Consider the following 16,339-nt stretch of genomic DNA (forward strand, 5'->3'; position numbering starts at 1 on the left):
AGTATGTTTTGCCTGGAATAGATACATTAAAGCGACCACCTAAAGTTAGAGCAAAAAATCTAACTTTAGGTGGTCGCTATACAAATTGACACTATTTTTTTGAGGGTATTTTTTTGAATCGCTCTTTTAAACGAGTTGGTAACAAGAAACTTAAAAGAGTAAAAGGTACCGATACAATGTACCAAAAAATCGTTCGGCCAATCCCATAGCGTTGGTAAAGTTTTTGCAACATCAAATGGAGTAGCACTAATCCAACGAATAAACTACTATAAAGGAACCAAGGATTATCGAGCTGTGAGAGCGTCCTTAACGATATGATCATTGCAGGGTAAAAATAAAAGAAACCAGCAACTAAAGTGACTCGCCAATTTTTGGTGAAAGTACTGAGATTCAATAGAAAGAAAAGCGCAGATAAAATGATACCTAGAGGAGGGAAAAGGCTGATTAAAAAAGCATAAATGGCTCCCCATAGAATCATTCCGGGACCTTTGATCAGTGCAACTAACAGAATCAAGCTAAACAACAAAAGCAACTGTTGAGTGAAAGTAGCAAGAATAAATGTCCCGAACAAAATCAGCGTGAACCAATGCCAAAGTGATTGTTGTGGTGATTTTCTGGAAATGGCAAAATGATCCTTTAGGAAAGATGCCAGTTTTGGGTAAGAACGATTAAATTCCATAATTGGTCCTCCTTTATCTAACCTACATTAATTATAATTGAGGTGAATGGAGGATTCATAGGTCTAAGGTGGTATCTTTCAATAAATTTACTGAAAAAAATGATGGTAAAACAAAATATTCTCCGTTATACTGAAAATTATATTAAAAACTGCGGGGAAAAGGGGAATGTGAATGAAAGGCAAGTTAAAACGAGAGATCAACTTATTTGGCGCATTAGCAACTGTTATGGGAACTGTAATTGGGGCAGGAGTTTTCTTTAAAACAGCGGCTGTTACGGCAAGTACACAATCGACTAGTTTGACCTTATTGGCATGGCTATTAGGAGGATTTTTAACGATCTGTGCTGGTCTAACGGTAGCTGAGTTGGCAACTGCAATCCCAGAAACGGGTGGTGCAGTCAAATATATTGAAGCCGCTTATGGAAAATTACCGAGCTTTTTACTGGGTTGGTCCCAAAGCTTGATTTATTTTCCAGCGAATATTGCGGCGCTTTCGATTATTTTTGCGACACAAATGACGAACTTATTACAAATATCTACGGATTATCTTCTATTAATTGCGATTATTACTGCTATTTCTGTTACTGGTTTGAATTTACTAGGAACAAAAGTGGGTACGACTGTCCAGTCTGCGACACTGATTATCAAATTGATTCCATTAGCTGTCATCGTTATTTGGGGACTGTTGACACCAGGTAGTGGAACGATCCAACTATTCCCATTCGAAGCAGGGAAAGATGTGTCTTTTGCAGAAGGCTTAAGTAGTGCTTTACTAGCAACTTTATTCGCTTATGATGGCTGGCTTGGTGTCGGCGCAATGGCGGGGGAAATGAAACGTCCCGAAAAAGATTTACCTAAAGCAATTATTTTAGGGTTAAGTTTTGTAACAGTGGTTTACTTATTGATCAACTTTGTTTTCTTAAAAACTCTGCCAATTGATCAGATTGCAGGTAACCTTAATGCAGCATCTGATGCATCAGCGGTTATTTTTGGAAATATCGGTGGAAAGATCGTGACGATCGGTATCTTGATTTCTGTTTATGGGGCACTGAATGGGTACACGTTGACCGGAATCCGTATTCCTTATGCGATGGCTTTGGAAGGTGAGTTACCTTTTAGTAAACAGTTAACGAAATTATCAAAAAAATTCACAGTGCCATATGTTCCAGCACTTTTTCAATTAGTGATTGCGTGCATTATGATGAGTTTAGGTTCATTCGACTTTTTAACTGATATGCTAATTTTTGTTATGTGGCTGTTTAGCTTATTGATATTTATCGGTGTATTTGTTTTAAGAAAAAAACAACCAGACTTACCAAGACCATACAAAGTACCTTTGTATCCAGTGATTCCATTGATTGCAATCTTTGGCGCTGTCTTTATTTTAGGGATGACTTTATTTACTCAAACAGCTTTGGCAATGATCGGGATCGTTGTCACATTACTAGGTATCCCAGTGTATTATTACAAGAAAAAACAAGAAGCGCGTTAATTTAATAGTCATGTAAAAGGACTTAAGAGAGGAAACTTGCTTAAGTCCTTTTATTTACAACTAGAAATTTGCATTTCAATAAATTTGACCTGATTTTTGTCTTTCCTACTTCTGCCATAGCCACTTATATGCTAAAGTAATGAAGAAAAGGAGCGATAAAAAATGATATTTGATTCTCATACCCATTTGAATGCGGAACAATTTAATGATGATATTCCTGAAACTATTGAACGGGCCAAAGAGTTGGGCGTGACAAAAATGGCGGTAGTAGGTTTCGATACCCCAACGATCGAAAAATCATTACAGCTTAGTCACGATTATTCAAACATATATAGTATTATTGGTTGGCATCCTACTGAAGCAGGAAGTTATACTAAAGACATTGAGAAAAAATTACAAGAGCAATTAACGATGCCAAAAGTGGTAGCGTTAGGTGAAATCGGCTTAGATTATTACTGGATGGAAGATCCGAAAGAAGTGCAAGCTGAAGTTTTTCGTAGACAAATTGCGATTGCGAAAGAAATGAATCTGCCGATCAGTATCCATACCAGAGAAGCGTTAGCAGATACTTATCAAATTTTAAAAGAAGAAGATATTCGTGATATTGGTGGAATCATGCACAGTTTTAGTGGCGATTTTGAATGGGCCAAACGATTTCTTGATTTAGGAATGCACATTTCATTTAGTGGGGTCGTGACTTTCAAAAAAGCGCAAGATGTTCAAGAAGCAGCCACTCATGTTCCACTCGATCGATTGCTAGTAGAAACGGATGCGCCTTACTTAGCTCCAGTACCTTATCGTGGGAAACGAAACGAGCCAGGTTATACCCGTTATACAGTTGAAAAAATTGCCGAATTACGTAATCTTCCGGTAGAAGAAGTGGCGCTCCAAACTTGGAAAAATGCTCATCGTCTATTTAGGATCGCTGAAAATGACTAAATTAAAAATCCAAGAAATTGTAGTCGTTGAGGGAAAAGACGATACTAGAAGACTCCAAGAAGTAGTCGACGTCGACACGATCGAAACGATTGGTTCAGCGATCAATGATGAAATACTCATGCAGATTGAACATGCGCAGGAAACACGTGGTGTAATCATTTTTACTGATCCTGATTTTTCGGGTGAGAAAATCCGCAAGACGATCATGGAAGTCGTTCCTCAGGCAAAACATGCTTTCTTACCTCGTCAACAAGCACGTCCCAAAAAACAAGGAAGTCTTGGCGTTGAACATGCTAGTGATGAGGCCATCTTAGAAGCATTGAAAAAAGTAATCACCCCATCTTTTGAGGAAGACGAAACGGAAATTACTAGACAAGTGTTGATTTCTCATGGTTTAATAGCGGGAGCGCAAGCAAAAGAAAAACGTGAAAAACTAGGGGACGAATTAAGAATTGGTTATACCAATGGGAAACAACTGGAGAAGCGTTTGAAAATGTTTCGAATCACACCAGAGGAATTTGCCCAAGCAATGAAAAAAGTGGAGGAACAACATGAGTGAACAGCGTGATATTGCGACACCTTCTAGAACAAAAGAAATCTTATTGAAACATGGATTTTCATTTAAAAAAAGTTTAGGTCAAAATTTTTTGACAGAGCCAAATATCTTAAGAAAAATCGTGGAAACTGGCGAAATCGATCAACAAACAAATGTCATCGAAGTTGGTCCAGGTATTGGAGCGTTGACGGAACAACTAGCACGTAATGCCAATCAAGTCGTTGCCTTTGAAATCGATGATCGCTTGATTCCTGTGTTAAAAGATACGTTAGCTCCTTATCCTAATGTGACTGTTGTTCATCAAGATATTTTAAAAACCAATTTAGATCAGGCAGCAACAACCTATTTTGAACAAGCTTTACCGATCAAAGTTGTTGCAAATTTACCTTATTATATTACGACACCGATCATGATGCATTTTTTAGAATCAGATCTGCAAGTAGAAGAAATGGTTGTGATGATGCAAAAAGAAGTCGCTGACCGTATTTCTGCTAAGCCTGGTACAAAAGCATATGGCTCATTATCAATCGCTGTACAGTATTTTATGGAAGCATCTGTTGCTTTCATCGTACCTAAGACTGTTTTTGTTCCACAACCGAATGTCGATTCAGCTATCTTGAAACTAACCAGAAGAAAGCAACCAGCTGTAGCGGTTACTGATGAAAAGGCATTTTTCCGATTGACAAAAGCAGCGTTTCAGCAACGAAGAAAAACATTATGGAATAACTTACAATCTTCATATGGCAAAGATGAAGCAACGAAAGCTTGGTTAACGACTAGTTTAGAAAAAGCTAACATCGATCCTAAACGTCGTGGAGAAACTCTCTCATTAGCCGAATTTGCTGCATTAAGTAATGCAATGGAAGAGCTGAGCGAGAAAAACTAAGTTCTAATCTAATTCAATAAAGAAAGCAAAACGCCTAAAAGTCTAGCATGCTAGCTTTTAGGCGTTTTGTTTATCTAAGTCCAATAAAATGAGTTGGATGGTCATCACTAATTGAAAAATAAGTAAATGACTACTGTAACCCGATTCCTGTAATCTCAGTTTAAGATCATAATCGTTCATGTATTTAAGAATGGCTAACGGTTTAGACCGAAAAATAGTTTCTTATGAAAATAAATTTTTTTAGAATAAAACGATACTATAATCATAAATGAACACGATGAATTTTTAGAACTGATTTTGATTACTAAGGAGAAAGAAGGGTGAGTTAATGAACAAAATGAACCAATCGATTGTTTTGGGGTTAACATTGATTACCGTTGGCGGATCAATTGCCCCTGTTACCAATGTATTTGCTTCAGAAAAAGCTACGAACTTTACCGCCACAAACGAATTTGATAAATACTACAACGATTTATCAAATGAAAAGAAAGCAGAATTTGAACGATTAGTATCCGGTGCTCACTTATCCCAAGTGGAGCAATTACAAATATTAAAAGAAAAATACGAGTCCGATAGACAACCAACTCCTCGCTGGAAAATTGCCGTCATTAAAAAGATTGTCAAATGGTTAGTAGCTAAAACAGGTGAAAAAACGGTAAGTGATGTTACTAATTACTTATTCGAATGGCAAGATAATTTAGAACAAGGTGCAGAAAATTGGTTAGTGAATCATGGGTGGAATAGAACCGCAGCTCATTGGACTGTTAAGACTGCTAGCTTCATTTTCTTATAGGATGAGTGTAAGAAAATGAAAGGAACAAAGAGATTGATTTTTTGGGGACTGACACTATTTTTTTGTGTATCTAATTTCATTAGATTATTCATTCATGATGATTTTGGAAAAACAGTAAGAGTTTATTTCAGGGATGTTCCTGCCTATCTAAAAGTAATTTTTTTTATCGTGTTTATACTGTTGTTTTGGTGGAGCTATCCTTATAAAAAAGAAAAAAATTTTTTTGATTGAAGTAAAACAACCAAAAATAAACCTGTCATAAACTTCAGTGAGGGTGGACGGGTTTATTTTTGTATTAAAATCAGCAACCATTAAAATGGACTATACTTCAAGAGGGTGAGCCCAGTGTATCTCGTTGTTTTAGTGTATACCTTAGGGTAGGGAATTAGAATGATACTGGGGCTAAATAGGGTTCCAGGAAATATTGTTGTTGACATGTACATAGAGCGTACTTCTTTTTTGTATTTGTCTTTCATCTATATAGACAAAAATAAAAGGAGATGATGTAGCTAGCAGAGACTGTAGTTTAAAACATATTTCTTGTATAAGCTTCATTCAAAATTTACTTTATCTGGTGTCGGATAATTGAATACATGAAAAAGGCTCATTCAACATTTTTCTGATTGATGTGTCTTGACACATCTTGTTGTTAAAGTTAAAATAAGACATCATAAAGGTGTCAAGACACATTAGGAGAGAAAAAAATGAAAAAAAAATCAGTACGATCCCTGACTATTTCTGCCTTGTTGATAGCTATGGGGGTTATTATTCCAATGGTTATGCCAAAAATCATGATTCCACCTGCTTCTTTTACTTTGGCTTCTCATGTACCCATATTTATTGCGATGTTTTTTTCACCAGGAATTGCGATTACCGTTGCTTTGGGTACAACATTTGGCTTCTTTTTGACCACACCAGTAATTATTGCGCTGCGTGCATTATCTCATTTGATTTTTGCAGTGATTGGTTCTTGGTATTTGCAAAAGAAACCAGAAATCGTTTTAAAAAATGGCCAATTTACTTTAGCCAACTGGCGCTTCCAAAGTTTCAATTTTGTGATAGGTATCATTCATTCGATTGCGGAAATGTTAGTGGTTAGTGTCTTTTTCTTTGTAGGGAACATGCCAGAAACTTATTATTCTGAAGGCTATTTTTATACAGTCTTTATCCTAATGGGGATTGGTGGGTTGATCCATAGTTTAGTCGATTACAATATTGCTTATTTTGTAGCCGGAACATTGAGCAAATACTTTGATATTCCAGTTTTCACTAAAGCTAAGCAAGTAAGTCAGAAGACACCTTCAACGAAATCAATCAAGAAAATGGCTTGAAAAAAGTACCATTATCAATCAGTTTTTCCTCTTTAACTAGAGATAACTCCTTTAAAATGAATAAGCCGAAAGTGCTGTGTATGAACACAGCACTTTCGGCTTATTTTTTATAGTTCTAGCTTTTGGCATAGTTTCTGCCAAAATTTACATCAAAAGCTGATTTTTTAATTTTTATGGCAATCCGATCACTTCTTCAGTTGATTTGTCAAAGAAATGTCCTTTGCTGATATTGAATGCTAAGTCGACCATTTCCCCTGGTTTATGGAAGTCACGTGCATCGACTTTTGAAATAAATTCAGTTGTACCTGTTCGGGTATAAAGCATGGTTTCTGCACCTAACAATTCTGATACAACAACTTCTGAATGAACAACTGCTTCGGGTTGTGCTTCTAACACCACTTGTTCACTGTGGATATCTTCAGGGCGAATACCAAAAACAACTTCTTTCCCTTCATATCCTTTTTCAACTAAGACTTTGTTTTTTCCTTCAGGGATTTTTAATTTTAAGCCATGACCGTCACTGATTACTCCATTGTTTAAAGTAACGTTGAAGAAGTTCATTGCGGGTGAACCGATAAATCCTGCGACGAACATATTGACTGGTGTGTCATACACTTCTTTTGGCGTACCGATCTGTTGGATAAAGCCATCTTTCATGATAACGATACGATCTGCCATCGTCATTGCTTCTGTTTGGTCGTGAGTTACATAGATGGTTGTTGTTTCTAAACGTTGATGGAGTTTGGCGATCTCAGCACGCATCGCTACCCGTAATTTTGCATCTAAGTTTGATAATGGTTCATCCATCAAGAAAACTTTTGCGTCACGAACGATGGCACGTCCTAAAGCAACCCGTTGACGTTGGCCACCTGAGAGAGCAGCAGGTTTACGTTTCAAATATTCAGTAAGCCCTAAAATCTCAGCAGCATTTTCTACCCGTTTTTTGATGTCTGCTTTGTCATACTTTCTCAACTTCAACCCAAAAGCCATATTGTCAAATACAGTCATGTGTGGGTATAACGCATAGTTCTGGAATACCATAGCGATATCACGATCTTTTGGTGCTACATCGTTCATTACTTTACCGCCGATGCTTAATTCTCCTTCCGAAATATCTTCTAGCCCAGCAATCATTCTTAATGTAGTTGATTTTCCACAACCAGAAGGTCCAACAAAGACAATAAATTCACGATCATCGATTGCTAAGTTAAAATCCGTTACGGAATAATTTTCTGCGTTGTCATATTGTTTGTATACATGTTTCAGTGCCATTTCTACCATGATTCATTCCACGCTTTCTGTTTAGTTTTAATGTTGAATTAAGTATAAATGAAAGCGTTATCTATGCTCAATGGCAACTTGAACAAGAATTGATTGTCTTTTTGGGCAATATGCTACACCTTGAGGTAGAATAGAGTAGGAACAAGATGTTGAGAGAGGAAAGGATGATCAATATGAAAATTGCTTTAATTGCTCATGACCGCAAAAAGCCCTTGATGATCAAGTTGACAACCGCCTATAAGGCAATCCTGGAAAAACATGAATTATTCGCAACTGGGACAACAGGTGGTAAAATCACCGAAGCAACTGGCTTAAAAGTCCATCGCTTTAAATCCGGTCCTTTAGGTGGTGACCAACAAATTGGTGCAATGATCTCAGAAGAATCAATTAGACCTCGTGATTTTTCTGCGAGATCCGTTGGCTGCACAGCCTCATGAACCGGATGTGACTGCACTGATCCGCTTATCGGATGTTTACGAAATTCCTTTAGCAACTAATATTGGAACAGCAGAAGTACTGTTGCGAGGACTAGAAGCTGGCTTTCTGGATTTCCGTACTGTAGTTCATGAGTTAGAGAATCGACCGTTGTCTCTGGAATAAAATTCGTTATTTGCTATTGATCGTCCATTTATGTTCGTTGAATGTGTGATTTTTCACGAACATGAATTACTTTTTATTCGGGAATGTATGTTTTTTTATTTACAGTCGTGTGTGATCTATGCTATAGTTTTGCTGGGAATGACTTCCCAAAAATAAACAGAGTAGAAAATAAAGCGTTAAGTGCTGAGAGGATGGGATGTTGCCTCTTTGACGAAGGACAAGTTGTTCGCGGTTTTATTTTCGCATTCGCTGCATGTAGGATGTAGCAGCTCTTAAAGGAGATGCTAAGAAATGAAGAAAAATCGATTAGACGCACGCATGATCGCTATCATGGGATTGTTGATTGCTTTGATGGTCACTTTATCCCGTTTGGTATCGATCGAAACCCCTTTTGTGAAGATCAGTGTCACATTTATTCCACAAATGATCATGGGGATTTTATTTGGCCCGTTTTGGTCTGGAATTGGGGGTGTATTAGCTGACTTAGTAGGAATGGCGTTATTTTCAAAAACAGCTTTCTTCATTGGTTTTACTTTGAATGCCTTTATTGAAGGAGCAATTTATGGTTTCTTTTTTTATCGAAAAGAGATTACTTGGAAAAATTCGCTATTAGCTACACTTTCGGTCACGCTGATCATTAATTTGCTATTGACCCCTTTGTGGCTAGCGATGATGTATCATGTTCCATTATTTAGTTGGATCGTCTGGGCACCAAGGTTATTAAAAACAGTCGTTTGGATTCCTATTCAAACCATTGCGATGTATTACGTCGGACGTAGTATTCCATACAAAAAGATTTTAAGAAGTATGATTCTTCACGCAAAATAGTCAACTCAGAAACCAAAGAAGCAACCTTCCCATCCCAGAAGGTTGCTTCTTTTGCTTATTTATTGTAAGAAAGGAGACGTTTATTTCTATAAAATAGTGAACAACGATTGAAAGAGATGATATATGGCCATACCACCTAGAATACTACTGATGATGGTCAAAAGGACTGTGACACTTTTAGAGGGCTTTGTTAATGAAAGATAGTAATAGGCAAGCCCAATTTGAAGATTGAAGTAGAAAACAGCACTTCCAGATCTAAAATTAGGGAAAAGTGTCATAATAATATTTATACACAGTGATATCTTTAACAATTCTTTGTACCAATTCTTTTTAGCCATTTAGGATAAACTCCTCGATTGCTTTTTCATTTTTTAGGCCAATTATTCGATCAATAACTTTCCCATCCACAATTTTTATTATGGCCGGGATAGAATTAATTCCTAAGCTGTCAGCCATTATTTCCAACTTATCCTCATTCTCTTTACGAGCGTTATCTGTATTATAATATCCCATAGATTGGTGCTGGTTGTTTAGTACTTTTCGCAAAATAGGCTCAAATTCTTTACATTGGGGGCATGTAGGTCTCCCTACATAAACAAATAAAGTATCCTTTCCATTCATTATTTTTTCTAAAGAAATACTATCCACTTCATATAAACCTTCTTTAGATGTTGCCATTTGAGTATAGACATATAAAATAGTAGGTAAACTAAAAATAATTAAAATGAAACACATCAATTTTTTTGGATTAATATTTATCATAAACACAACCAGTTTATAATTTAAAACATGCGACTACTCCACCGATGGCACCACCAGCAAGAGCGACAAAACCTGTTATACAAGCAGCACATACTAATGGAACTGCAAGACAAGCAGCAGCACATGTAGGGGCAATGATGTTAGCAACTGCACGGCTTATTCCTAAAACAATTGCTAGACAGGCTGCTTTTTCAGCCATTCCACGGGCTTGCTTCAAATGAAGAAACTCACTTTGAACTTCTTGTAACTGTTTTTTCAATTCATTATTTGGTATAAATTTATCTTCAAGAATTTGGTGAGTCATTTCTTCGCCATTGGAAAATGTTCTAATCTCGAAAGTATCTTTTTCTGATTGAGTGATCAAAGATTCTTGGACTCCCTTAATGTTGTACATCATATCAAAGATTACCGTAACACTGCTGAATAGATTATAGTGTTCATTTGTGATTGGTACAGTCAATGAATAATAATCTTTATTTTCTCCATTTTCACTTATAATTTGTAACGCTGTAGCATTGTCCAATGTTAAATATTTTTCTGAAACATGTAATTGAATAGTAGAGTCAAGTTTAGATGAAAATACGTCCATTAGTTTGTTTTTTTCTTTCGAGCTAATTTCTTTTGCTGTTTCAGACAAAATGACCATATTTTTAACGATTGATGTAGCTTCTTTCGAATTTATACCAGGAACCGTCACTGGATTACTTTCAAAATAGGTACTAATCGTTTGTGTCATTGGCACATAGTCAGTCTCTTGAATCATCTCTGCATTGACAATCATAGAAAAGTTAGGAATGATAAAGGAAGCTAGAGTTATAACAGCAATAAGACTTATAATGAATTTGTTTTTTAACATATTTTTTTAATTCCTTTCGATGATCCAGTTTAAGTAAAAAATAGTTACTCTTAGTCGTGTGAATTCTTACATAACATTTCTTTTTTGTACTTTGCAGTAAAAATAAGCACTTTATAACAATTTAGTGAATAAAACATAATCACCAAATAACTATATTCACAAATCTCCTGATATTTTCTCCTTTACTATTATTTAAAGCGCTTTTATTGCTTGTATCCATAGTATAGAATGAAAACGAGTAAATTATTTTATATGGTATCAATAGTCACATTGAATTTAAAAAAGGAAGTGAACGACGAATGGAAATTCATGAATTACTACGTAAATTTCGAAAGGAAAGGGGGTTATCTCAAAAAGAGTTAGCACATAAAATAACTTCTAGAGAATCTTTAGTAAAATACGAAAGTGGTAAAAATCAGATTCCATTGATTCCTTTATTAGCTTTTTTAAAAAAGATGAACATTGAGTTAGACGAATGTTTATTTTATTTAAATAAAATAAACGGAAATCATCCAAGACAAAAGTTAAATCAGCTACTTAGTCAATTGGAAGATGTCAAGTTACCAATTGACGACCGATTAAGAAATTTAGAATTAGATATCAAAAAAACAAAAAGCATTGTTGATAAGCGGAATTATCTAATAGCTAAAGGCTATCAATGGCATTTACTACCGAATGATGAAAGAAAGTTTACCCTACATGATAAGGTTTATATCAAAGCGATCATGAACCATCTAGAAAAAGTAGCAGAATATGGTCGTTTTGAAATAGTCACATTTACTTCACTGGCTTTTCTTTTTACAACAGAATTTATTCAAATGCAAGCTTCGAAAGTAGAAAGAATGGGTGATAACGAAAATTTTCTCTCTTCACTTTGCACGTTGTATCATGTTCTCTTTCTTTTAATGCTAGAAAGAAAAGAAAGCGGCTATTCAAAAGAATATTTAGAAAAATTAAAGATGGTTCGAGGTAGACTAGTGACACCACAAAAAACAGAGGTACACGAAAGGTTTGACGATTTGCTACTGAATAGCTTGGTCGAGCGTACAGCTAATCCTAAGCAATTAACAGATTTTTTTATGGGGATTAGGTTAATTGGTGCAACTCAACTTGAAGAGGAGTTTCTTTTAGCTTTAAAAAAATATGAGAGACTTTATGGTCTTTCTCTTTTACCTTCAATTATAGAATAAAAACCGTTGGTAGTAAGGAAGTTTTGGGCAGCTAAGCTATTTAAAGATGAGCTAGGGATGAAATGTTTTGCTTTTGTTTTTTTATGAAGAAGTATAGTTTTGATAACCATTTACATATAAAGTGAGTCATGTCGCAAAGACGTTGTTCATGTTTTAGGAGTGAATGAATAGGTTCTTTTAATGCTTTTCTCTAATAAAATAATAACTGTCCCACAAAAGTTAGTGAAAAACTAGCTCTTGAGGGACAGTTACACTGATTTATTACAACTACTTTTTGATTGAGTTAACTATTTTTAGTAAACTGCGCTTGATATAGTTGATGGTAGTACCCGTCTTTTTGTAGTAATTCATCGTGAGTACCCATCTCAACGATGGCGCCTTGCTCCATGACTAAGATTTGATCGGCATTTTTGATTGTCGATAAACGATGGGCAATCACAAAGCTCGTTTTGCCTTCCATCATTGTTAAAAAGGCATCTTGAATTTTCTTTTCCGTCAAAGTATCGACTGAACTAGTTGCTTCATCTAGGATCAACATGGGAGGGTTGCTGATCATTGTACGGGCGATCGTTAACAATTGTCTTTGTCCGTCAGAGATTTTCAGACCTTGTCCGCCGATTTTTGTTGCTAACTTTTCAGGCAAGCGTTCCACAAATTCATACATATACGAAGCTTTGAGTGCTTGATTGATTTCTTCATCACTAGCATCTGGATTGCCATACTGTAGATTTTCTTTTAACGTACTGTCAAAGAGCCAAGTATCTTGTAAAACCATTCCAAAGCTTTTTCGCAAGCTATCTCTTTGGATATCTCGAATATCATACCCGTCGATCGTAATGGTTCCACCTGTCGCATCATAAAAACGCATCAACAGGTTAACTAACGTGGATTTACCAGCACCAGTCTTACCTACAATCGCAATCGTTTGCCCTGGTTTAGCAACAAAACTGAAATTTTCGATCAATCGTTGACTTGGTTCATAAGAAAAGGATACATGATTGAACGCTACTTCACCTTTGATTGTTGCTGGATTCAACGCATAAGCATTAGGTTCATCTGGCGTTTCTTCGGGTTGATCGATGAGTTCAAAGGCACGTTCTAATCCAGAAAAAGCGGTTTGGATCTGTGTCGTGATTCCAGAAAGTTCAATAAACGGTTTAGAAAACTGACTAGAATAGATCGTGAAACTAGAGATCACACCGACTGTAATGGCTGAGCCACTTCTTAATGCTAGTAAACCACCAACTAATCCAATCGAAAGATAAGCTAAGTGATCCACAAAACGAGAAGACGGATTCGTCAAAGAAGAAGAAAATTGGGCACGTTGTCCTTTTTGATAGAGATCAGTGTTCAATGCTTGGAATTGTCGTTGATTCATTTCTTCTTGTTGAAAGGCTTTGACGATTTTCTGATTCCCGATCCGTTCGGTAACAAAGCCAGAGATATTCCCGATAATCTTTTGTTGATTGTCAAAGTCGTTTTGTGATGCACGGGCAACGATCCAACTCACAAGAAAAATGATCGGTGTGGAGCAGATCACGACGAGTGTCAATAACGGGCTAAGGCGTAACATAAAGATAAAAGACAAGACGATGATGGCCACACCGGCAAACATTTGGTTAAACGCCGCAGAGATCGCAATGGAAATATTATCCATATCGTTGGTAAAACGACTAACGATATTCCCGTGTGAATTTTGATCGTAGTAACGAAGCGGTAATTTATTCAAACGTGCAAAGGCATCTTTTCTTAATTTTGCTACGGAAAGATAAGCCAAGCGATTACTTAAGACTTGGATCAGCCATTGACTGATCACGTTGATCAATACGATCCCGCCAAATAATAATAAGAGGTGGAACAATTGAGCAAATCGAACTTGACCTGCGCCGATCATTTGGTCAATACTTTGACCAATCTGTAAAGTCATTACCACAGTAGCGATCCCGTTGATGATCCCTAAAAGGATCGCAAACCAGATATCTTTTGAATAGGCTGTAAGGTAAGGAACGAATCGTTTGAGGGTTTTCCAGGATAATTTTTTTGTTTTCATCTTATTCTTCCTCCTGTGATGCGACGATTTCGCGATACTCAACGGAATCCTTCAATAAATCTTCATGTTTCCCTTGCGCAACGATCTTTCCTTGATCCATCACGAGGATCTTATGTGCTTCTTGAATCGAGCGGATTCGTTGAGAAATAATAATGACTGTCGTATCTAGTGAGGTTTGTAATGCTTTTCTTAAGTTAAGATCGGTTTGATAATCTAACGCGCTTAAAGAATCATCTAAAATCAATAATTCAGGTTTGGCAATTAACGCACGTGCAATCGTTAGCCGTTGTTTTTGACCGCCAGAAAAGTTTTTTCCGTTTTCCATTACCTTTGTTTCTAATCCTTTAGGAAGTTGTCGAACAAAATCTTCTGCTTGAGCAATTCTAAGAGCTTCCCAACATTCTTCATCTGTGGCATCTTCTTTTCCCCATTGAAGGTTTTCACGGATGGTTCCAGTGAATAGAACAGCGGTTTGAGGAACTTGTGAGATTTGGCTTCTTAAAGGATCAAGTTTCCATGAGCGAACATCTACGTCATCAAAAGCGACGGAACCTGCGTTGACGTCATAGAAACGTGGAATCAATTGAGTTAAGGTTGTTTTTCCGCTACCGGTTGGTCCAATGATCCCCAAAACCGTGTTTCGTTTCAAAGCAAAAGTAATGTCTTGTAAAGATAATCCTGACTTTTCAGTATAACGAAAGTCGACATGTTCAAATTGAACGATGTTTTCGGATTGGAAATTCGGTGTCAAGGCATCTTCTGCATCTGTCAGTGTGGTCTCAGTTTCTAGGACTTCTTTGACCCGATTACCTGAAGCTTCGGCCCGGGTAAAGATAACGACCAAGTTAGAAACGACGATCAATGCCAGTAACATTTGATTCATGTAATTGATCAACGCAAGGACTTGACCTTGTTGCAAATGTCCGATATTGACTTTGATCCCACCAACAGTCAACAAACAAATAATACCGATATTCATGATCAATGTGGTAGCCGGTGATAAGAGAGCTGAGATATTTGAAACACGTAAGTAGTTTTTAGCTAATTCATCGGTGTCCTCATCAAAAGTATCAATTTCTGTTTTTGTGCGGGAGAATGCTCGAATTACACGAACACCGCTTAGATTTTGACTAACCGTTTCATTTAAACGATCCAGTTTTTCTTGGACTTTTTGGTACAGTGGAATTGTTTTTTTGATGATAAAGTATAAAATGATTGAAAAAATCGGTAGGATAGCTAAGAAAAACAAGCCGATTTCCCAGTCAATCACAAAGGCCATGACGACTGAACCGATACTTAGAAATGGCGCACGGATCAATAAACGGATTACCATGGCTAATGCTAATTGGAGTTGGTTGATGTCGTTCGTCATTCGAGTGATCAATGTATCTGTACCAAAATGATTTAATTCACTATGTGAAAAGGAATTGATTTTCTTGATTAGTTGATTTCTAAGCTCAGTACCAAATCCTTGTGAAGCTATTGAAGCATAATATTGACAAATAATCGCACAAATCAATCCAACAACTGACATCACGACCATCCAGATCCCCATTTGGATGATCACACCACGATCATTCATCTTTAGACCGTTATCAATCAATGAGGCCATCAATAATGGCAAAATCAATTCAAAGACAGCTTCTAAGAATTTAAAAACGGGACCCAGAATGATTTGTTTACGGTAATCTTTTGCATAACGCAATAACTGAATCATATGATTCCTCCTAAAATATATTTACCATTAGCTAAGAGAATTTTTAAGAAAAAGCCAAATAAATTTTCTCGAATTTCTTTCTTAGCTACTTAAACGGTAGGCACGGATTTAAGAGAAAGGGGAGTCAGTTGCAAGAAATTTCTGTCTATTTTACATTGATGACCCTTTGTCTTAAACGAGTACTTTCCTATGTATAAGTAGGTACTCTCACATTGTATCTTATGAAATTTAGAATGAAAAGTGAATAAGCCTTTTCATAAATGAAACTTTGAAGTGAATTAGCAAAAAAAGTCATTGACGAATCTCGTTTGTTTCTCCTTCTTTTTAGATAAAAATAGCTATTGACAAAATGAATGCGTTTCCTATGATGGAGAAGAGG

14 protein-coding genes, 1 pseudogene and 1 riboswitch are annotated in these 16,339 nt (G+C 36.5%); of the genes and pseudogenes, 9 read left to right on the top strand and 6 right to left on the bottom strand.

Annotated elements, in window-relative coordinates; genetic code table 11:
* Window positions 1-91 precede the first annotated feature (91 nt).
* Window positions 92-679, bottom strand: a complete 588-nt coding sequence (locus AB3H90_RS10285) for a hypothetical protein (protein WP_368016677.1) — start codon at window positions 677-679, stop codon at window positions 92-94.
* A gap of 172 nt (window positions 680-851) precedes the next feature.
* Here AB3H90_RS10285 and AB3H90_RS10290 point away from each other — a divergent pair, with 172 nt between their 5' ends.
* From AB3H90_RS10290 to AB3H90_RS10315, 6 genes are all read left to right on the top strand, one after another.
* A complete protein-coding gene (locus tag AB3H90_RS10290) occupies window positions 852-2,171 on the top strand; it encodes an APC family permease (RefSeq protein WP_034700612.1) in 1,320 nt (439 codons plus the stop codon).
* A gap of 162 nt (window positions 2,172-2,333) precedes the next feature.
* On the top strand, window positions 2,334-3,110 hold the full coding sequence (locus AB3H90_RS10295) for a TatD family hydrolase (RefSeq protein WP_053766325.1): 777 nt from the start codon (window positions 2,334-2,336) through the stop codon (window positions 3,108-3,110).
* Entirely contained in the window at window positions 3,103-3,669 is a 567-nt protein-coding gene (gene rnmV / locus AB3H90_RS10300; RefSeq protein ID WP_010720769.1) for a ribonuclease M5, read from the top strand. Before AB3H90_RS10295 ends, rnmV begins: the two co-directional genes overlap by 8 nt.
* Complete coding sequence (gene rsmA / locus AB3H90_RS10305) at window positions 3,662-4,552, top strand: 16S rRNA (adenine(1518)-N(6)/adenine(1519)-N(6))-dimethyltransferase RsmA (protein ID WP_010737167.1); 891 nt, start codon at window positions 3,662-3,664, stop codon at window positions 4,550-4,552. Before rnmV ends, rsmA begins: the two co-directional genes overlap by 8 nt.
* A 328-nt stretch (window positions 4,553-4,880) precedes the next feature.
* Complete coding sequence (locus tag AB3H90_RS10310) at window positions 4,881-5,345, top strand: hypothetical protein (RefSeq protein WP_368016678.1); 465 nt, start codon at window positions 4,881-4,883, stop codon at window positions 5,343-5,345.
* A 704-nt stretch (window positions 5,346-6,049) separates the two neighbouring features.
* A complete protein-coding gene (locus AB3H90_RS10315; RefSeq protein WP_010720766.1) occupies window positions 6,050-6,676 on the top strand; it encodes a hypothetical protein in 627 nt (208 codons plus the stop codon).
* Between the two features lie 171 nt (window positions 6,677-6,847).
* Here AB3H90_RS10315 and AB3H90_RS10320 read toward each other — a convergent pair whose 3' ends face one another.
* Window positions 6,848-7,957 carry an ABC transporter ATP-binding protein gene (locus AB3H90_RS10320; protein ID WP_010720765.1) on the bottom strand — a complete coding sequence of 370 codons (1,110 nt, stop codon included), beginning with the start codon at window positions 7,955-7,957 and terminating at the stop codon, window positions 6,848-6,850.
* A 173-nt stretch (window positions 7,958-8,130) separates the two neighbouring features.
* Between AB3H90_RS10320 and mgsA the strand changes: the two are divergent.
* Window positions 8,131-8,557, top strand: a pseudogene (mgsA, locus tag AB3H90_RS10325) (methylglyoxal synthase).
* Window positions 8,558-8,712: 155 nt separating this feature from the next.
* Window positions 8,713-8,811: riboswitch (THF riboswitch) on the top strand.
* 37 nt (window positions 8,812-8,848) lie between these two features.
* Complete coding sequence (locus AB3H90_RS10330; protein WP_368016679.1) at window positions 8,849-9,385, top strand: folate family ECF transporter S component; 537 nt, start codon at window positions 8,849-8,851, stop codon at window positions 9,383-9,385.
* Window positions 9,386-9,715: 330 nt separating this feature from the next.
* On the opposite strand, the gene AB3H90_RS10335 is transcribed toward AB3H90_RS10330, so the two are convergent.
* Together AB3H90_RS10335 and AB3H90_RS10340 are read right to left on the bottom strand one after the other, a co-directional pair.
* Window positions 9,716-10,147, bottom strand: a complete 432-nt coding sequence (locus tag AB3H90_RS10335; RefSeq protein WP_094940096.1) for a thioredoxin family protein — start codon at window positions 10,145-10,147, stop codon at window positions 9,716-9,718.
* Window positions 10,148-10,160: 13 nt separating this feature from the next.
* On the bottom strand, window positions 10,161-11,003 hold the full coding sequence (locus tag AB3H90_RS10340; RefSeq protein ID WP_096709997.1) for a hypothetical protein: 843 nt from the start codon (window positions 11,001-11,003) through the stop codon (window positions 10,161-10,163).
* 299 nt (window positions 11,004-11,302) lie between these two features.
* Here AB3H90_RS10340 and AB3H90_RS10345 point away from each other — a divergent pair, with 299 nt between their 5' ends.
* Window positions 11,303-12,193: a helix-turn-helix domain-containing protein gene (locus tag AB3H90_RS10345; protein WP_081128522.1), complete on the top strand. Its 891-nt coding sequence runs from the start codon at window positions 11,303-11,305 to the stop codon at window positions 12,191-12,193.
* A gap of 283 nt (window positions 12,194-12,476) precedes the next feature.
* On the opposite strand, the gene AB3H90_RS10350 is transcribed toward AB3H90_RS10345, so the two are convergent.
* Window positions 12,477-14,243 (bottom strand): ABC transporter ATP-binding protein, encoded by a 1,767-nt coding sequence (locus AB3H90_RS10350; protein ID WP_010737174.1) that lies wholly within the window; start codon window positions 14,241-14,243, stop codon window positions 12,477-12,479.
* A 1-nt stretch (window position 14,244) separates the two neighbouring features.
* Window positions 14,245-15,960, bottom strand: coding sequence for an ABC transporter ATP-binding protein (locus tag AB3H90_RS10355; protein WP_094940098.1), 1,716 nt, complete (start codon window positions 15,958-15,960; stop codon window positions 14,245-14,247).
* Window positions 15,961-16,339 lie beyond the last annotated feature (379 nt).

This window comes from Enterococcus sp. C63 (assembly GCF_040887215.1).
Classification (GTDB): domain Bacteria; phylum Bacillota; class Bacilli; order Lactobacillales; family Enterococcaceae; genus Enterococcus_B; species Enterococcus_B hirae.